General features: G+C 51.5%; 21 protein-coding genes and 3 tRNA genes. 12 read left to right on the top strand and 12 right to left on the bottom strand.

The window, feature by feature from the left end:
- Positions 1 to 14: 14 nt before the first annotated feature.
- The 6 genes from ABOC97_RS20805 to ABOC97_RS20830 form a co-directional block, all read right to left on the bottom strand.
- Positions 15 to 794: a TatD family hydrolase gene (locus tag ABOC97_RS20805; protein WP_349601414.1), complete on the bottom strand. Its 780-nt coding sequence runs from the start codon at positions 792 to 794 to the stop codon at positions 15 to 17.
- 122 nt (positions 795 to 916) lie between these two features.
- Positions 917 to 1,078, bottom strand: coding sequence for a DUF1328 family protein (locus tag ABOC97_RS20810; protein WP_234508140.1), 162 nt, complete (start codon positions 1,076 to 1,078; stop codon positions 917 to 919).
- Positions 1,079 to 1,276: 198 nt separating this feature from the next.
- Entirely contained in the window at positions 1,277 to 2,866 is a 1,590-nt protein-coding gene (gene prfC / locus ABOC97_RS20815) for a peptide chain release factor 3 (RefSeq protein ID WP_349601416.1), read from the bottom strand.
- 92 nt (positions 2,867 to 2,958) lie between these two features.
- On the bottom strand, positions 2,959 to 3,636 hold the full coding sequence (gene yjjG, locus ABOC97_RS20820; protein WP_349601492.1) for a pyrimidine 5'-nucleotidase: 678 nt from the start codon (positions 3,634 to 3,636) through the stop codon (positions 2,959 to 2,961).
- 17 nt (positions 3,637 to 3,653) lie between these two features.
- The gene (gene rimI / locus ABOC97_RS20825; protein WP_234508136.1) at positions 3,654 to 4,100 is read right to left on the bottom strand and encodes a ribosomal protein S18-alanine N-acetyltransferase; all 447 of its coding nucleotides are present in this window, start codon (positions 4,098 to 4,100) and stop codon (positions 3,654 to 3,656) included.
- A complete protein-coding gene (locus ABOC97_RS20830; RefSeq protein ID WP_234508134.1) occupies positions 4,069 to 4,482 on the bottom strand; it encodes a DNA polymerase III subunit psi in 414 nt (137 codons plus the stop codon). Before ABOC97_RS20830 ends, rimI begins: the two co-directional genes overlap by 32 nt.
- A gap of 227 nt (positions 4,483 to 4,709) precedes the next feature.
- Here ABOC97_RS20830 and rsmC point away from each other — a divergent pair, with 227 nt between their 5' ends.
- The 4 genes from rsmC to ABOC97_RS20850 all read left to right on the top strand — a co-directional run bounded on the left by rsmC (position 4,710) and on the right by ABOC97_RS20850 (position 6,227).
- Complete coding sequence (rsmC, locus tag ABOC97_RS20835) at positions 4,710 to 5,741, top strand: 16S rRNA (guanine(1207)-N(2))-methyltransferase RsmC (protein WP_349601419.1); 1,032 nt, start codon at positions 4,710 to 4,712, stop codon at positions 5,739 to 5,741.
- 167 nt (positions 5,742 to 5,908) lie between these two features.
- Positions 5,909 to 5,994 (top strand) — tRNA-Leu (locus tag ABOC97_RS20840).
- Positions 5,995 to 6,021: 27 nt separating this feature from the next.
- Positions 6,022 to 6,107: transfer RNA gene (locus ABOC97_RS20845), tRNA-Leu, on the top strand.
- 34 nt (positions 6,108 to 6,141) lie between these two features.
- Positions 6,142 to 6,227: transfer RNA gene (locus ABOC97_RS20850), tRNA-Leu, on the top strand.
- 36 nt (positions 6,228 to 6,263) lie between these two features.
- Here ABOC97_RS20850 and ABOC97_RS20855 read toward each other — a convergent pair.
- On the bottom strand, positions 6,264 to 6,503 hold the full coding sequence (locus ABOC97_RS20855; protein WP_349601421.1) for a DUF1435 domain-containing protein: 240 nt from the start codon (positions 6,501 to 6,503) through the stop codon (positions 6,264 to 6,266).
- 228 nt (positions 6,504 to 6,731) lie between these two features.
- Between ABOC97_RS20855 and ABOC97_RS20860 the strand changes: the two genes are divergently transcribed.
- A complete protein-coding gene (locus ABOC97_RS20860; protein WP_349601423.1) occupies positions 6,732 to 7,796 on the top strand; it encodes a GGDEF domain-containing protein in 1,065 nt (354 codons plus the stop codon).
- 102 nt (positions 7,797 to 7,898) lie between these two features.
- Complete coding sequence (fhuF, locus tag ABOC97_RS20865) at positions 7,899 to 8,687, top strand: siderophore-iron reductase FhuF (protein WP_349601425.1); 789 nt, start codon at positions 7,899 to 7,901, stop codon at positions 8,685 to 8,687.
- Between the two features lie 36 nt (positions 8,688 to 8,723).
- Here fhuF and ABOC97_RS20870 read toward each other — a convergent pair whose 3' ends face one another.
- On the bottom strand, positions 8,724 to 10,070 hold the full coding sequence (locus tag ABOC97_RS20870; RefSeq protein ID WP_349601427.1) for a PTS sugar transporter subunit IIC: 1,347 nt from the start codon (positions 10,068 to 10,070) through the stop codon (positions 8,724 to 8,726).
- A gap of 337 nt (positions 10,071 to 10,407) precedes the next feature.
- Here ABOC97_RS20870 and ABOC97_RS20875 point away from each other — a divergent pair, with 337 nt between their 5' ends.
- Complete coding sequence (locus tag ABOC97_RS20875; protein WP_349601429.1) at positions 10,408 to 10,866, top strand: YbaK/EbsC family protein; 459 nt, start codon at positions 10,408 to 10,410, stop codon at positions 10,864 to 10,866.
- Positions 10,867 to 10,876: 10 nt separating this feature from the next.
- Here the strand turns inward: ABOC97_RS20875 and bglJ are convergent, their stop codons facing one another.
- The 4 genes from bglJ to pobA all read right to left on the bottom strand — a co-directional run bounded on the left by bglJ (position 10,877) and on the right by pobA (position 14,595).
- Positions 10,877 to 11,557, bottom strand: a complete 681-nt coding sequence (bglJ, locus tag ABOC97_RS20880) for a DNA-binding transcriptional activator BglJ (protein WP_349601431.1) — start codon at positions 11,555 to 11,557, stop codon at positions 10,877 to 10,879.
- Positions 11,521 to 12,243 carry a helix-turn-helix transcriptional regulator gene (locus tag ABOC97_RS20885; protein ID WP_349601433.1) on the bottom strand — a complete coding sequence of 241 codons (723 nt, stop codon included), beginning with the start codon at positions 12,241 to 12,243 and terminating at the stop codon, positions 11,521 to 11,523. Before ABOC97_RS20885 ends, bglJ begins: the two co-directional genes overlap by 37 nt.
- Positions 12,244 to 12,507: 264 nt before the next feature.
- On the bottom strand, positions 12,508 to 13,407 hold the full coding sequence (locus tag ABOC97_RS20890) for a helix-turn-helix domain-containing protein (protein WP_349601435.1): 900 nt from the start codon (positions 13,405 to 13,407) through the stop codon (positions 12,508 to 12,510).
- Positions 13,408 to 13,410: 3 nt separating this feature from the next.
- Positions 13,411 to 14,595: a 4-hydroxybenzoate 3-monooxygenase gene (gene pobA / locus ABOC97_RS20895; protein WP_349601437.1), complete on the bottom strand. Its 1,185-nt coding sequence runs from the start codon at positions 14,593 to 14,595 to the stop codon at positions 13,411 to 13,413.
- 279 nt (positions 14,596 to 14,874) lie between these two features.
- Here pobA and ABOC97_RS20900 point away from each other — a divergent pair, with 279 nt between their 5' ends.
- The 5 genes from ABOC97_RS20900 (at position 14,875) to ABOC97_RS20920 (ending at position 18,070) form a co-directional block, all read left to right on the top strand.
- Positions 14,875 to 15,651, top strand: a complete 777-nt coding sequence (locus ABOC97_RS20900) for a threonine/serine exporter family protein (RefSeq protein ID WP_349601439.1) — start codon at positions 14,875 to 14,877, stop codon at positions 15,649 to 15,651.
- Positions 15,642 to 16,115, top strand: a complete 474-nt coding sequence (locus tag ABOC97_RS20905; protein WP_234507403.1) for a threonine/serine exporter — start codon at positions 15,642 to 15,644, stop codon at positions 16,113 to 16,115. The genes ABOC97_RS20900 and ABOC97_RS20905 overlap by 10 nt, the downstream gene beginning before the upstream one ends.
- 115 nt (positions 16,116 to 16,230) lie before the next feature.
- Positions 16,231 to 16,770 carry a primosomal protein DnaT gene (gene dnaT / locus ABOC97_RS20910; RefSeq protein WP_234507405.1) on the top strand — a complete coding sequence of 180 codons (540 nt, stop codon included), beginning with the start codon at positions 16,231 to 16,233 and terminating at the stop codon, positions 16,768 to 16,770.
- A gap of 2 nt (positions 16,771 to 16,772) precedes the next feature.
- Positions 16,773 to 17,510 carry a DNA replication protein DnaC gene (dnaC, locus tag ABOC97_RS20915; protein WP_349601442.1) on the top strand — a complete coding sequence of 246 codons (738 nt, stop codon included), beginning with the start codon at positions 16,773 to 16,775 and terminating at the stop codon, positions 17,508 to 17,510.
- Positions 17,511 to 17,578: 68 nt separating this feature from the next.
- Entirely contained in the window at positions 17,579 to 18,070 is a 492-nt protein-coding gene (locus ABOC97_RS20920) for a YjjA family protein (RefSeq protein WP_349601444.1), read from the top strand.
- Positions 18,071 to 18,184 lie beyond the last annotated feature (114 nt).

Consider the following 18,184-nt stretch of genomic DNA (forward strand, 5'->3'; position numbering starts at 1 on the left):
AGATCTAAGTCACCCTACAAGTTCGAAAAGAGTGCATAGGTATTGTCGCGCAGCGCTTGCGCAATTTGCTCCGGTGGCTCATCGCGCAAAGCACACAGATGGGTAAATACGTCGGCAACCCGCTCCGGGCGGTTCGGTTGTCCCTGAAAACCATTCAGCGGCATATCGGGAGCATCGGTCTCCAACACCAGCGCCTCCAGAGGCAATCGCGCCATCACGTCACGGGTTTTACTCGCGCGGGGGTAAGATATGGTGCCACCGACGCCAATTTTGTAGCCCAGTTGCACAAAGCGCTCGGCCTGCTGCAGGCTGCCAGCAAAGCCGTGTATCACGCCTGTTCTCGGTAAATTGTGCCGCTTCAGGTGCAGCGCCAGCTTATCGTGAGTTCGCCGCGAATGCAGAATAACCGGTAGATCATAGCGTTTTGCCAATTGCAGTTGTGCATCCAGCAGGAACTGCTGGCGCTCAAACTGTGGGTTTTCCCGATACAGATCAAGGCCTATTTCCCCCACCGCCACCAGCTTTTCTGGTTTCGCCGCGAGCTGCATTTCCAGCTGTTCCAGACTGTGTTCGTCATGGCGTTCGACAACTATCGGATGCAGCCCCAGCGCGGCATACAGCGGGGCGTGAGATACGGCTAGCGCCATAACTCGCGCAAAGCGTTCCGCTTCAACCGCCGGAACAATAATCTTATCCACCCCGGCAAGTGCAGCTTGCACAAGGCTGGCCGCTTCATTATCGGTGAAAGGCGGAAAATCGAAATGACAGTGGGTATCGATAAAACGGTAGGTCACACGCGCCTCGCCGGTTGTGGATCGCAATAGGATTATCGTAAAGCACAGCCGCAGAGGAATACATAAAAAAAGTCAGCGCACTGGCGCTGACTTAGACGTGGTTGCTGTGACAGAACAAATTGCTAAGGACGCTTACGCCCCATGAACAGGCTGACCAGGAACAAGATTAGACCGACGACAAACACAATTTTTGCCGCGCCCGCTGCTGCCCCCGCCAAACCACCAAAACCCAAAGCGGCGGCAATCAACGCGATAACCAGAAAGATAATGCCCCAACGAAACATATGATTCTCCTTTATCCGTACGTGCCGACCCTGCTGTCGAACCAACAAGTCATCATGTTTTCTTTATGTTACAGATAAGAGCCTAGGCCAAAAATCGGGCCGTTGCGTTGTAATTGCTGACAATTAAGAACAATCTGTTGGGGGCAACACGAGAATAAAGAAGGCAGAGCACGGCGGGCGCCGTGCTCTGAGAGAAGATTAGTGCTCGCGGGTTTTGCGGAACTCAACTTCCGGATAACGCTCCTGAGTCAGGTTCAGGTTCACCATGGTCGGGGCGATATACGTCAGATTATCGCCGCCATCCAGCGCCAGTTGAATTTCGTTTTTGCGTTTAAACTCTTCGAATTTCTTCACGTCTTTGCTTTCCACCCAGCGGGCGGTAGCGACGTTAACGGATTCGTAGATAGCTTCAACGTTGTATTCGCTTTTCAGACGCGCAACCACCACGTCAAACTGCAGCACACCTACCGCACCCACGATCAGATCGTTGTTGGCGATTGGACGGAATACCTGTACTGCCCCCTCTTCTGACAGCTGAACCAGCCCTTTCAGCAGCTGTTTCTGCTTCAGAGGATCTTTGAGACGAATACGACGGAACAGCTCTGGTGCGAAGTTCGGGATCCCGGTGAACTTCATCATCTCGCCTTGGGTAAAGGTGTCGCCAATCTGGATGGTGCCGTGGTTATGCAGGCCGATGATGTCGCCTGGGTAGGCTTCTTCAACGTGCGAACGGTCGCCCGCCATAAAGGTCAGCGCGTCGGAAATCACCACATCTTTGCCAATACGAACCTGGCGCAGCTTCATGCCTTTTTCATATTTGCCGGACACCACACGCATAAACGCCACGCGGTCGCGGTGTTTTGGGTCCATGTTGGCCTGAATTTTAAAGACGAAGCCGGTGAATTTCTCATCCTGCGCTTCTACCAGACGAGTGTCAGTGCGGCGCGGCATCGGCGCCGGAGCCCACTCAACTAAACCGTCCAGCATATGGTCAACGCCAAAGTTACCCAGCGCGGTCCCGAAGAATACCGGGGTGATTTCACCGGCCAGGAACAGCTCTTTGTCGAACTCGTTGGACGCGCCCTGAACCAGTTCCAGCTCATCACGCAGCTGCTGCGCCAGGTCTTCACCAACCGCCGCATCCAGTTCCGGGTTGTTCAACCCTTTAACAATGCGCACTTCCTGAATGGTGTGGCCCTTACCGGTCTGATAAAGATAGGTTTCATCTTTATAGAGGTGGTAAACGCCTTTGAACAGCTTGCCGCAGCCAATTGGCCAGGTAATTGGCGCACAGCCGATTTTCAGCTCACGCTCCACTTCATCCAGCACTTCCATTGGATCACGGATGTCGCGGTCAAGTTTGTTCATGAAAGTCAGGATCGGCGTATCACGCAGACGGGTAACTTCCATCAGCTTACGGGTACGATCCTCGACGCCTTTCGCGGCATCGATAACCATCAGACAGCAGTCGACCGCCGTCAGGGTACGGTAGGTATCTTCCGAGAAGTCTTCGTGCCCAGGGGTATCCAGCAGGTTAACCAGACAGTCGTGATACGGGAACTGCATTACGGACGTGGTAATGGAGATCCCACGCTGCTTTTCCATCTCCATCCAGTCAGATTTCGCATGCTGGCTGGAGCCACGGCCTTTTACTGTCCCGGCGGTCTGAATAGCCTGTCCGAATAACAGTACCTTTTCAGTGATCGTCGTTTTACCGGCATCCGGGTGAGAAATAATGGCAAAAGTGCGGCGCTTAGCCACCTCTTGCAGATAAGGAGACAACGTCATAATTCATTCTTCTTAGTAAACGCGGCAATGCGCCACGCATGTTGAATACGAAAAAATTGCGGCTATTTTACCCATCAATGGGGGGCTGGCAATCACTGTTTACACAGGAGTAACTCCAGTTCAGGCAATGACGTCACCGTCCAGTCAGGCTTGATACCTTCTGGCAACGGGCGTTGATGCGCGTTCAGCCAGCAGGTTGCCCAACCGGCGTTCATGCCACCGCGAATATCAGACTCGGCGGTATCCCCCACCATTAACACGCGAGAACGGTCCGAATGACCGGCTTGCTCAAGGGTATAGTCGAAGATCCGACGATCCGGTTTCGCCACGCCCACTTCTTCAGAAATAATAAGCAGATCAAAATGATCGCGCAGGCCGGTACGCTCGAGACGCGTTTGCTGCAGTGAGGTAAAGCCGTTGGTGATAATGCCCATTTTCACCGTACCCTGCAGGGCGTTCAGCAACGATACCGCCCCCGGTAACGGAGCGCAAATCTCGGCCATCGCGTTCATAAATGCGTCGTTAAGATCGCCTGGATGCACGTTCAAACGTTCCGCCCAACCGGTAAAACGCTGATGCTGAAGCTGGAGCGAAGTAATCGCGCCATTCTGGTAGTCCACCCACAACGGTTTATTTACCGCCTGGTAATCCTGAAAATCTTCCGCGGTAAAAGTCACGCTGTAGTCGAGAAACATCCGCTGTAGGCCGCTAAACGAGTCAAACGTAAACAGCGTCTCGTCGGCATCGAAGAAAATCCAGTCCCACTTCATCATCTTTTCACCTTGTCTTACATACTGATGGGCAGCGCCATAATGATGGCATCCTCACGACCTTCCGCCGTGGGATAATAGTTGCGACGAATGGTCGCTTCGTTAAAGCCTAAACTCTCATACAGAGCGATGGCCGCATGGTTCGACGCGCGAACTTCAAGCCATAACGTCACTACGCCACGCGCTTCTAAGGTATCGATGAGATGTTCAAGCAACTCACGCCCCAGACCCCGGCGCTGATAGTCCGGGTCGACCGCAATATTAAACAGCGTCGCCTCATCCAGCACTATCTGCGTAATGGCAAAGGCCGCCATCTCGCCATCGACTGACATCTGGAGGTTCAGATAGCGTTCGCCCTGATTGCTGGCAAAAGTTTGTTCACTCCAGGGAAACGCATGGGCTCGCTTTTCGATGTGAAAGGCGCGAGGTAAATCAGTCGTGCTGAGGATAGAAATCGTGTTCATGGGCGCAAATTTGTTGCCAAAGCGCGGCGCGCGCTGGCGCACTGGCTTGCAGTTCATTAAAGGGAGGCGTCGTAAGCACTACGCCTTCCAGAGTAGCGGATGCCTGGTTGCCAAGATGCCAGCAATGACATCGGCTGCCCTGCGGCAGCATGGCGACACGGTCGGGCGTCAGCGGTAAAACCTGGTCAGGAGTGAGACATAGGGCGCGTAGAATATCGCTCATTAATGGCTCCGTCAGCGCGGGTAGCGCTTCGCCAACCATCACTAAACGGACGTGCTGCGGGAGCGTAATGGCGATCTCACCCTGTAGCGCCCCGGGACGGTGCAGTGACCACTGGGTAATACCCAACTGTTGTAATTGCCAGTCTCGCCGGGATGTCATGTGAAACGCTCCTGTCTATCAAGGGCGCAAATATAGCAAATTCATCGAAACTGCGCCAATGACACTCTATATACATAAAATCATTCGAGTTGCATCAAGGCGGCAAGCGAGTGAATCCCCAGTCACGTACATAAGTACGTGACTGGGGTGAAAGAGTGCAGCCAACGTAGAGGCAACTTGAAGGATGACGTGTATAATCGCCGCTTAAGTTTATTGAGGAATAATTCATGTCTGCTTTTACCCCGGCAAGTGAAGTCTTGCTGCGCCACAGTGATGATTTCGAACAGAGCCGTATTTTCTTTGCCGGCGATTTGCAGGATGACCTGCCCGCTCGTCTGGAAACCGCGGCAAGCCGCGCGCATACCCAGCAGTACCACCACTGGCAGGTACTGAGTCGCCAGATGAATGACAATGTCCGTTTTAGCCTCGTAGCCGAAGCGGGAGATGTGGCGGACAGCGACACGTTTATCTACTACTGGCCGAAAAATAAGCCGGAAGCACAGTTCCAGTTGATGAATATTTTGTCCCTGCTGCCGGTCGGCACGGATATTTTCGTGGTCGGTGAAAACCGTAGCGGCGTACGTAGTGCTGAGCAGATGTTGGCAGAATACGCCCCGCTCAACAAAGTTGACAGCGCCCGTCGCTGTGGCCTGTATCACGGCCGCCTGGAAAAGCAGCCGACCTTTGATGCTGAAGCATTCTGGGGCGAATACGCTCAGGGCGATCTGACTATCAAGACTCTGCCTGGCGTCTTCAGCCGTGATGGTCTGGATGTGGGTAGCCAACTGCTGCTTTCCACGTTGACCCCGCATAGCAAAGGCAAGGTGCTGGATGTCGGCTGTGGCGCAGGTGTGCTCGCAGTATCACTGGCAAGCCATTCACCGAAAGTCCGCCTGACGCTGTGCGACGTGAGCGCTCCGGCGGTCGAAGCGAGCCGCGCGACTCTGGCTGCAAACGGCATTGAAGGTGAAGTTTTCGCCAGCAACGTCTTCTCTGAGATAAACGGTCGTTTCGACATGATTATCTCCAACCCACCGTTCCATGATGGTATGCAAACCAGCCTGGATGCGGCACAAACGCTGATCCGTGGCGCAGTACGCCACCTGAACAGCGGCGGTGAACTGCGCATCGTGGCCAACGCCTTCCTGCCATATCCGGCAATGCTGGATGAAATGTTTGGTTTCCATGAAGTTATCGCCCAGACCGGGCGCTTCAAAGTCTATCGCGCCATCATGACCCGCCAGGCCAAAAAAGCCTAATCTACAGGCCGGATACCGCGAATACGCTGATATCCGGCCTGTAAATCGATATAATCGCCGTTTTTTGCAGCAATTGTGCATCGACCTATAATTAACTATTGACGTCAAGCGTAAAACCACTAGAATGCGCCTCCGTGGTAACGATACTTTTTAAGTGTCGATGGTATGCGAAGGTGGCGGAATTGGTAGACGCGCTAGCTTCAGGTGTTAGTGTCCTTAGGATGTGGGGGTTCGAGTCCCCCCCCTCGCACCATAAACCACGTTATATCGCTCGCACTGTGCGAAGGTGGCGGAATTGGTAGACGCGCTAGCTTCAGGTGTTAGTGTCCTTAGGATGTGGGGGTTCGAGTCCCCCCCCTCGCACCAACGAGGGCGATATAATAGCAAACGAGATTTCTGTGCGAAGGTGGCGGAATTGGTAGACGCGCTAGCTTCAGGTGTTAGTGTCCTTAGGATGTGGGGGTTCGAGTCCCCCCCCTCGCACCAGCATTCTCGTACTCTCCCTGAACTATCCCCCCCTGATTATTCCATCAATTTTAAATTCATCGTTATCAAGACCATACCGCCAATCAAAGCAATGCATGATGGCAGCAGTACGAAATGACGCAGCTGACGATGCCAAATCATTACGCAGCTTAACAGCAAACCCACGACAATCACCCCGCGCCAAACGTCCGCCGAAAGACCCATCGTGCTCAGTATCGCCAGCGCAACACCCGGAATCAAAACACCCCAGCCACTGCCTAATGTTCTTTGCAACATGTCACAACCCGCAAATGATAATGATACTCAATATCATATGTTGTTTTTTGTTATTTGTCAGCTTATAGGCTAAGGTTTCATAATCATTAATGACATGAATATTGTATGGTGATACGTTGTACCCAAAATAATATGTCGGATAATAAAATATTCGCGTTTTGACTCATCTTTTATTCTTATTTTTTATGCACTTACTTATTTATTTAAGGCTGACTACAACTTCAAAAAATGACAGTACAATCATGGCGCACACTGCGCGCACAAAAATATCAGCTCACGTTCCGGCTGTTTTTGTTTCTAAACCTCGTGTCATCGGCGCTATCCGTCTTTAGCCCGGTATATGACGCCAGTATTTTCCCTCTGCCCGCAACGATGATTGCGGTAGGCAGCGGCATGCTGCTGCTATGGAACTGGCGATATGCCCGTATCCGTTTGAATGTCCCGTTAATTTCGGCAATTTTTGGCTGTTTATGGGCCTGGCATATTTTAAGTAAAACTCAGGTACTTTATTCAGCAAATGACAATTTCCAACTCGTCGCACTATTCAGCGTCCTATTTGTTGGGACTATTGCATTTTCAAATAATATCGTCGCCTTTGCCCTACATTCATTGCCGACATTTATTGTCTGCCTGTTCACCAGTAACACTGAACAGTGGTGGCGGATGGCCTACTGCTTCGCACTGCCGTTAATCGGCATTGCTATCCAATATGTTATCCAACGACGTAACGATACTTTCGCCCAGGGATTAATGTACAAGCTGCTGGAAGAACGGGAGACGCTAAATGGCCTGAGTATGCTCGACCCACTTACCGGCCTCTATAACCGCCGTGGCTTCCAGTTTCGTCTGGAGTCGCTGCTGGCGCTGGGTGCAGGACAGCACTCGGTGCTGCTATTAGATATCGACCACTTTAAGGCCTACAACGACCATTACGGCCATATGATGGGTGACCAGGCGCTGATGCGTGTGTCCGCGGCCATTCGCAATTCCGTACGTTCACGCGATATTGTGACTCGCTTTGGCGGCGAGGAGTTTATGGTGCTACTGCCAAATTGCGATATCCCTACCGCGACGCAGGCAGCAGAGCGTATCCGTCAGCATGTTTATGATCTTAAAATTCCGCACATGTTCAATGCCAGCGTCGCCACCCACGTGACCGTCAGCATCGGTGTCGCACCGTTAAAGGATAAAGACATCAACACCGCGATGACCATGGCTGATAAAGCGCTGTACGAAGCAAAAAACATGGGGCGTAATAATATCCTGACCAGCGATCAGGTTCCTGCCGTCTAAGCTCACAAAACACAGGCGCAGGCGACAAACCGCTTGCGCTTGTTTTTATCTATAGCTACGATTACTAATCATTATCATTTAGGTTTGTATCTCGCTATTCCTATGGCTTATCGTTCCGCACCCATTGCTGATGACCTTATCTGGCGCACGCCGCTTCCCGAAAGGGAAAATGCGTTTGCCGCATCGGTGCGCGCAAAGATTGCCGAGCAGCGACCGCATATGCTGGAGCTTTTCCGCCTGAATGAAGCGGCTCCCGATCGCGCCAAAACGCTGGCTGAATGGGCGAAACCGACAGAGCTAAGTTCCCTATTAGCCGTTTACTCCGACCATATTTACCGTAACCAGCCCTTGCAGCCGCGAGAAAATAAGCCGCTGATTTCGCTATGGGCACAGTGGTATATCGGCCTGCTGGTACCCCCGTTGATGCTGGCACTGCTGACTGAAGAATCGGCTATCGCCCTCTCCCCCGACCATTTTCGCGTTGAGTTTCACGAAACAGGCCGCGCGGCATGTTTCTGGGTTGATGTGCACCACGATCTCCGCGCAAGTCAGAAGCCAACCGTCGACCGGATGGATAACATCGTGACGCAAATGCTGATGCCGGTCGTTGAAGCACTGGAAGCGACGGGTGAGATTAACGGCAAACTTATCTGGAGTAACACCGGTTATTTAATTAACTGGTATCTCGGGGAGATGATCGCCCTGCTGGGTGAGGATCAGGTTAACCTGCTGCGACAACGCTGCTTCTTTGCCAAAACGCTAGCGAATGGCCAGGATAACCCACTGTGGCGTACCGTGGTAATGCGTGATGGCCGCTTAGTTCGCCGGACCTGTTGCCAACGCTATCGCCTGCCAGATGTCCAGCAATGCGGCGACTGCACGCTTAAATAAACAACGGGGCTTTCGCCCCGTCGATTCCCTACTGATTTATGCAACCTGCTGGCTCTCTTCTGCCGCTGCACGCTGCGCTTCTTCGTCTTCCTGCTCAAGTAACTGTTTTTCGTATACTTTGAAGAACGGATAGTAAATAACCGCAGAGACACAGACCAGCAATACCACCAGAATCGCCGCACGGAAGTCCCAACCCAATGCCCACGCGCCGCCAATCGGTGCCGGTGCGGTCCACGGTACTACCGAGATAACACGACCAATCAGATCCAGTTTCATTGCAGCCCAGGCCAGAATGGCGTTCACCATTGGTGCCAGCAGGAATGGGATGAAGAACACAGGGTTCATGACAATTGGCGTACCGAAAATCACCGGTTCGTTGATGTTAAACAGGCTAGGTACCACGCTCAGACGACCGATAGAACGCAGGTGCGCCGAGCGGCTACGCAGGTAGCAGAACACCAGGCCCATCGTCGCACCGGAACCACCCACAACGATGAAGAAGGTCCAGAAGGCTTCCATAAAGATATGTGGCAGTGGCGCACCCTGCGCCAGCGCAGTCTGGTTCAGACCAAGGTTGGTCAGCCAGAACATCTGTAGCATCCCAGAGACAATCGCCGCACCGTGGATACCCGCAAACCACAGCAGGTGGCCAATCAGCACCGCCAGCAGAATCGCTGGTAAGGAGTCAGCGGCGGAAACCAGTGGTTTAAATAATGACATAATGGCCTGTGGGATCAGCATATCGAACTGGCTCTGAATGAACAGGCTCAGCGGATACAGCGTCAGCACAACGACTAATACCGGAATCAGCAGATCAAATGAGTTTTTGATCATCGGCGGTACCTGGTCCGGCAGTCGGATACCAATATTGCGGATTTTCAGAAAGCGCATCATTTCAACGCAGTACACCGCCACCAGAATCGCGGTAAAAATACCGGTTCCTCCGAGGCTATCCACCGGTAAATGACCGCTGGTTTTTGGTGCCGCAACCAACAAAAATGCCATGATCGACAACATCGAGCACATGAACGGATCAAGCTGGTTGGTTTTTTCGTAGTGTTTACCGAGGTTGTACGATATGGCCGCGCAGATATAGATAGACATAATGCCCATCGTCATATCAAACGGCGTCAAGATACGCCCTTCAAACTCTTTCGCTAAATCTAACCACGCACGAGCAAAGCCCCAGGTGGTGTCCGGTGAGAACGGCGGATAAGCAAACACCAGCAGGAATGAACCGACGATCATAAAAGGCATCGCGGAAATAAAACCGTCACGGATAGCCATGACGTGGCGCTGAGATGAAATTCGTCCTGCAACGGGACTTACAAAATTTTCTACAAAGCGAAATATTAAATTAAATGCAGCGTGATTAGCAGACATAGCAGCCCTCCTGACAGGCTTGAGACGTAAGCACAGCAACAACGATTTTGCCGACGCATAACTGGGCATACGATGAACTACCATGACGCACGGGTGTGTGGCCCGTATTGATGTTCATTTGAGTACAGTTCATACACGGCTCTTATTATAGATACAAAGGAAGTTACAACCGCAGTATCAATCGCCGCGCAAAGAACAGCAACCGGTTACAGTAACCGGTTGCAGTGATTGTGAAGGAGATCCAGAAATCAAACAATTTTTGCACCACTTCGTCGTAATATTTACAACCCAAGCCGCTTTATGACAGAGTGACTCGCCGAAATTTCAGGAGAGCACGATGAGCCTACAGTCCGTACGAGAATTCTTTGCCGAAAACGCCCCCGACATCACGATTATCGAGCTTGAACAAAGTACTGCGACCGTTGCACAGGCTGCTGCCGCACACCAGGTTGAGCCTGGACAAATTGCAAAAACACTCTCATTAAAAATCAAAGATCGGGCGATTCTGGTGGTCGCCAGTGGCGATGCGCGACTGGACAATAAAAAGCTGAAAGAGACATTTGGGGCAAAAGCGCGAATGCTCAGCACCGACGAAGTTATTGTGCTCACCGGGCATCCCGTTGGCGGCGTCTGTCCGTTCGGACTGGAAAACCCGCTAACCGTTTATTGCGATGTTTCTCTACAGCAATATGAGGAGGTCCTGCCTGCAGCGGGTGCCACCCACAGCGCTGTGCGAATTTCACCACAAAGAATGGCGAGCCTCACAGCAGCGACATGGGTTGACGTTTGCCAGTGATCGTTATTTGTTATGCGGAATAGAGCGACTGCGTAAAAGCCGTATTACGATCGGGTAGAGATACCAGTAAATCCGCAGCGCTCAGAAGGCCGACATCAGAATTTACGCCAAGCTTAGTCATCGCATTGAATTTATGGGCACGGATTGTTTTGATATTTCTGCCCAGCCGCTGAGAAATTTCCATCAACGAATAGCCATAGGTCATATAGCGCAAGATCATGTTCTCAGTTGGGCTCAGAAAATGACATGTTCTTTGCTTAGACGAAACCTCTGCACATTGATGCCCTAAAGCCGCTTCCCTCAGCAGATCCAGCATGTTTTGTTGTAGATCTTCCAGCATGCTGGATTTACTCAACACCCCATGAATATAGGTTGGAGAAAGGTGTTTAATGAGCGCCATTTCAGTCTCATCGTTAGCCAGAATGATTCGCACCATTTCTGGATAATCACGCGCAATTTTTCCCATGGAAAAAAGGCATTCAATGCGGAATTCTCGCGTTCCGGACAGGCAAAATATCACTGCATTAAATAAATTTTGTCGTGACGCCAGCTTAAACTCGGCGATACTGCGAAAGTACTGAAAAGAACGATGCTCATCCTGAGCATGCATGAATAAATGACGCAATCCTACCGCGGTCATAATACAGTTCTCGATTACAGCAATGCACTGCTTCCCGCCGTGCTCTTCCATTCGACTTGCTCTCCATAGGCTGAGTAGAGATTGAGTTCTTTCATCCCCTGACTACTGTTGAGCCAGGCATACATTTCCGCGTTGCTGCGAAGGGCAAGTCGACGCATTGCGCTATTTTTCTGCGCGCTAATGGTTTTATTACTCTTTTTCAATAAGGCTGCAATCTGGTTAATCCCCCATCCTTTCGCTAATAAACGGAGGACTTTACGTTCAGAGAGCGTCAACATGATTAACTGGCCAACATCGCTTTCCAAATCATCATTATCTTGTATTGAAAGCAGCGTCTGACTAATTTTTTCCGCACTCACACCACCTTGCTGAACGGCTTGAATAACACGTTCAATAGGGTCTGATTCAGAAAGTAAGGTACTCTCCGGGCGCATAAGAAACTCAACGGCCAGCGCATAGTATTGCCGACCAATCATGAAGACCCAGTGAATATCGCGATACTGTGACAATAGCGCGTAGTACTGTTCGCAAAGCGCTCGGGGGTGTCTGATATCACCTGAAAAATCAATAACAACAACATCAGCACGTCGGAGTTGAAGCAGCGTCAGCTCTTCCAGACACTGGCAAAAATTGAGCTCGTAATCGGGGAAATGGGCTCCCATGATAGTACTAAGCCCGGACTGCATTACCGGTATTTTACTGATTATTACCGCGAATTTGCAGAATTCTGGCACCATATAACCTCCGTATCCATTCGAAGATTCATTTCCTGAATATAAACAGATTAAATACCGAAGAAGTATTAATTAGGAAATGAATCAATCCTTTTCTATTCCCTTAAATCCAATATAATAACGTTAATGTATCAAACGAATAATTGATACTGCTGCATGAAGTTACTGGCAGGGTTAACTAAAGCAGTATTGCATATCAATTTATGCACAATTACTTAGAAAATATTAAAAATATAATAAGTATAATTAAAACTAAGCCACAGTAATTTATAACTCCTTAACCATTCCCAGTTTGAATTCTTTGGGGGCCATACCGCCTTTCTTACGGAAAAAACGGGAGAAATAAGTAACATCGCTAAATCCTAAGTAATCAGATACCTGAGTAACAGTCATACTGGTATACTGCAGGCTTCTTTTCGCCTCAAGCAGCAGCCGTTGATGCAAGACCCCTAACGCGCTGGTATCGTGAAATTCCCGGCACAAACAGTTCAAATGCGTCGTCGAGACCCCCAGTTTTTGCGCATATTCGGCAATCGAGAGATGCTCACGATAGTGGCTTTCCATCAGACGTGCAAACTGGCGCAGCACGACACGTTTGCGCTCACTTTTGTCTTCCACCGCTGCCCCCTGCGCTCCTTGCCGATTAAGCCAAACCAGCAGCGCACTAAGTAGCGAGTAGAGCATCATTTCTCGCGCATCATTATCTTCAGTGTATTCATTAAGTAACGTCGTAAATAGCGTCTGAATATGCCGATTCGATCGTTTAACCGGAATACAGCCAGGCCGGCTAAGTACGTCTAGCTGGCGGCCAAACTGCGTTTCCAGACGACTCAGCAAAGGCAGAGCTAGCGAGAGAACATATCCCTGCGTACCCGGCGAAAAGCGAAAACCATGTACGCATAGCGATGGTACGACCTGAATGCTGGCCTCAGTCACCACCCTACGCTCTCCTTCAATCTCAATCTCCGCTTGTCCTTTGTGCAGGTAGAGCAGCTGTACCAGCTCGGCATGTTGATGCACCCGGATATGCCACTCATACAAGCTGCTGCGCTGGAGAATCGACTCACAATGCAACAAGTCAGGCGTCGGCCAGCCCATTTGTTCACCATAGAGCTTAAAGACCGGCACAATATCCACCGACTGTCCCGCGCCTCCCGCTCTTTTCATGCTTTATTCCACTTTTTCATAAGGCAATCCAACATAGTTTTCCGCAATCGTGGTCAGGCCCGCGCGGGAGCCGAGATAGTACTGGCGATCCGCTTCCTGCATTTTTTTGTCGAATGCGCTCTTGTCCTGGAAATCATGCAGAAGATGGGTCATAAACCAGCTAAACCGTTCACCTTTCCACACACGGTTTAGTGCCAATTGCGAGTACTGACTCAGCAGGTCGGCACGCGCATGGTGATAAAACTGACGCAGTATTCGCCACAAATAATTGACGTCCGACACTGCCAGGTTCAGCCCTTTTGCGCCGGTTGGAGGCACAATATGCGCCGCATCACCGACGAGGAACATGCGGCCAAACTGCATCGGTTCGACCACGTAGCTGCGCAGCGGCGCAATGCTCTTTTCAAGTGAGTGACCAGTCACTAACTTTTGACTAAGCTCATCCGGCAAACGGCATTTTAGCTCGTTCCAGAAGCGTTCATCCGTCCACTGCTCAACCTTGTCACTAAGCGGCACCTGCAAATAGTAGCGACTTCTTGTTAGTGAGCGCTGACTACACAAAACAAACCCACGCTCGTGGTGCGCATAAATCAGTTCCGGGTTAACCGGCGGGGTATCCGACAACAGCCCCAGCCAGCCAAACGGCCAGATACTTTCATACTCGCGCAGTATCTCGCGCGGAATGCTCTGCCGGGAAACACCGTGGAACCCATCGCACCCCGCGACAAAATCGCACTCAATTTTGCAAAGCTCGCCGTTCTTCACGAAGGTGACAGATGGCTTATCGCTTTTGAGATCGTGGAGCTCAACTTGCTCAACGCCATAAATCGTCGGCGCACCGCAGGATTCCCGCGCCTCCATCAAGTCACGAGTGACTTCCGTCTGCCCATACACCATGACGCTCTTACCGTTCGTCAATTCGCTGAGCGGTACTGGGATTCGTTTATCCGCAAAAAGAAACTCAACGCCGTGGTGAACCAGCCCCTCGGCATCCATCCGACGGGAGACCCCCGCCTCACGCAACAGCTCAACGGTGCCATTTTCAAGGATCCCGGCGCGAATACGGCCCAGTACGTACTCTGGCGTCTGGCGTTCCAGTATGACCGTTTTAATCCCGGCATTATTTAGCAACTGTCCCAGCAGTAGCCCCGAAGGCCCGGCACCGATAATGGCAACTTGCGTGTTCATAGGATGACCTCACACCATGGTTAATTATTTGTTTGTTTTGTGTATCGATAAAGTTTCAAAATGCATTTTTGATAAGTCGGACGGGAAAAAGAAGGCCATATTCCGTTCAAAAATTGCACTTTCGAACAGTTTTATAAAAGTGTGGGCCACATCAACTCTTTGCTCTCATGCAAATGTCGCCGAATTTTTGCACATTGTTTGATCCTGACCGGATAGCCTCTACGCGCTCTTCGGGTAAAAATAGGTCATTACACAGACGTTTTTCGGTACCAGGTCATTATGGAAGTCGATCAGTCAGAACAACGAGTTATTACCCGGCTCTGTATTCAGTGCGGTCTTTTTTTATTGCAGCACGGGGCAGAAAGCGCTCTGGTGGAAGAACTCTCTACCCGGCTCGGGCGCGCGCTGGGGATGGACAGCGTCGAAAGCGCAATCTCATCAAATGCGATTGTCCTGACCACCATCAAGGATGGGTTATGCCTCACCTCTACGCGCAAAAACAGCGATCGCGGCATTAACATGCATGTCGTCACCGAAGTGCAGCACATCGTGATTATGGCTGAACACAAACTGCTGGATCATAAAGACGTCGCCAAGCGCTTTGCGCAGATTAAACCGCTGCGCTACCCGCGCTGGCTGGTTGTGCTGATGGTTGGGTTGTCATGCGCCTGTTTTTGTAAGCTCAATAATGGCGGCTGGGATGGCGCGTTCATCACTTTGTGCGCCAGCACCGTCGCGATGTATATCCGCCAGATGCTCACGCACCGCTCCATGCATCCACAGATTAACTTCGCCCTGACCGCCTTCGTGGCAACGACCGTCTCCGGGTTGATGCTACAGCTTCCGACATTCCAGCAAACGTCTACCGTGGCCATGGCGGCAAGCGTGCTGCTGCTGGTCCCTGGTTTCCCACTGATCAACGCGGTCGCCGACATGTTTAAAGGGCATATCAATACCGGGCTAGCCCGCTGGGCCATCGCCAGCCTGTTAACGCTGGCAACCTGCGTGGGTGTAGTGATGGCTATGACGGTGTGGGGGCTACGCGGATGGGTGTAATCGATTTTCTGTTACTACTGACGCAAGACATCGTGCTGTCGGCGATCCCTGCCGTCGGCTTTGCAATGGTCTTCAACGTTCCGCAGCGCGCGCTACCCTGGTGTGCGCTACTTGGGGCCATCGGCCACGCTTCACGCTTTGTCATGATGACCTCAGGCTTTAATATTGAATGGGCCACCTTCCTTGCGGCGATGCTGGTCGGCAGTATTGGCATTCAGTGGTCACGCTGGTATCTGGCACACCCGAAAATTTTCACCGTGGCGGCCGTGATCCCAATGTTCCCCGGCATTTCCGCATATACGGCAATGATCTCGGCGGTGAAAATTAGCCATGTTGGCTATACCGAAGAGATGATGATCACCCTGCTGACTAACTTCCTCAAAGCATCATCCATCGTCGGAGCACTCTCCATTGGCCTGTCAATTCCCGGGCTGTGGCTGTATCGCAAGCGTCCGCGGGTGTAACCACAAAGGCGGCGCGGGAGAGTGCCGCCCTTCCCAAAGCTTGTGCTACTATGTGCAGTATTCGTGCGGACTTCCCGCACCCTTCCCGTTGTTTTTTCTGTATTGAGATAGTGTTATGTCTTCGCGAATTTTAACGCCCAACGTGATTGGTATTGATGCGTTCAACGCCGATCCCGTTGCTATTCTTGCGCAAACCCAGGGCGGTGCGCTTGCGGTGTTTGCCAATAATGCGCCCGCGTTCTATGCCATTACGCAAGAACGGCTGGCGCAACTGCTGGCGCTGGAAGAAAAACTATCCCGTCCAGGCAGCGACGTGGCGCTGGATGCGCAGTTTTTTGAAGAACCCACCCCGGCACCTATCGCCGTGCCAATGGGCAAATTTGCCATGTACGCGGGCTGGCAGCCGGATGCGGAATTCCTGCGCCTTTCTGCGCTGTGGGGCATTGCGCTTAGCGAGCCCGTGACGCCGGAAGAGCTGGCCTCGTTCGTTGCCTACTGGCAAGCGGAAGGCAAAGTGTTCCATCACGTACAGTGGCAGCAAAAACTGGCGCGCAGCGTGCAAATGGGCCGGGCAAACGGCAGCAACCAGACGCGCCGCGATATCAATACGGTCAGCGAACCTGACAGTCATATTCCACCGGGTTTCAGAGGTTGAGCATGAAAGACGTTGGCGAATTAATGAAACGCTTGCAGAAGATGATGCCGGCACATATCAAACCGGCGTTCAAAACCGGCGAAGAGCTGCTGGCCTGGCAAAAGGAACAGGGCGAGATCCGCGCCGCCGCGCTGGCGCGGGAAAACCGTGCCATGAAGATGCAGCGCACCTTCAACCGCTCCGGTATTCGTCCGCTGCACCAGAACTGCTCGTTTGATAACTACCGCGTCGAAAATGAAGGCCAGATGAACGCGCTGGCAAAGGCGCGGCAGTACGTCGATGAATTCGATGGCAACATCGCGAGCTTTATCTTCTCCGGCAAACCGGGCACCGGCAAAAATCACCTGGCGGCGGCCATCTGCAACGAACTGCTGCTGCGCGGTAAATCGGTACTGATCATTACCGTCGCCGATATTATGTCGGCAATGAAAGAGACATTCGGCAGCCGGGAAACCAGCGAAGAGCAGCTGCTGAGCGATCTCAGCAACGTTGATCTGCTGGTTATCGATGAGATCGGCATGCAGACCGAATCGCGCTATGAAAAAGTGATCATCAACCAAATTGTCGATCGCCGCTCATCCTCCAAACGGCCAACCGGAATGCTGACCAACAGTAATCTGGACGAAATGAATAAAATGCTGGGTGAACGCGTGATGGATCGTATGCGCCTTGGTAACAGTCTGTGGGTTATTTTTAACTGGGATAGTTATCGCAGCCGGGTCACGGGCAAAGAGTATTAAGATAAATCCGGTGAATGAGAGGAGTATACTCATTAGGTTAACTTTTACTTGCACACACGAGTCCATCCATGAAATCAGTAAAATCGATGCTTTGCCGCGTCATCATTGCTAGTGCGTTTGTTTCAACTGCGGCAGGTGCCGTATCGTTACAGGATCTGAGCAGCGCAGCGACCCAGCTTACCGGCGGCAACAGCACCACCCAAAGCGGCGGTTCCTCACTCTCGTCCTTAACCAGCCTGCTTAACGGCGGCAGCCAGTCATTGAGCTCCAGCTCAATGAACAACGCGGCTGGGATCATGCAATACTGCGCGAAACAGAAACTGGCTTCCGTCACCAACGTTGATAACGTGAAAAACCAGGTGCTGGATAAACTGGGCCTTAGCACCCCAGCCGAGCAGAAAAAAGACACCGGCTACATGGACGGTATTGAAGGTCTGCTGAGTGCCAAAGATGGCCAGAAGCTGGATCTCGACAGTTTGGGTAATACCGAATTGGGTAAAAAAGTAAAAACCAAAGCCTGCGATCTGGTGCTGAAACAGGGCGTTAACTTCCTTTCCTGATGCCTTTTTACGATGAATGAGATCCTTCATCTCATTCATCGTAAATATTCCGTAACACAAAAAATCGACTATTTCTAAACCAATTCTGAATAACACCACACTTTGATCACATTA

This window comes from Kluyvera huaxiensis (genome assembly GCF_040149365.1).
Lineage (GTDB): Bacteria > Pseudomonadota > Gammaproteobacteria > Enterobacterales > Enterobacteriaceae > Kluyvera > Kluyvera intermedia_A.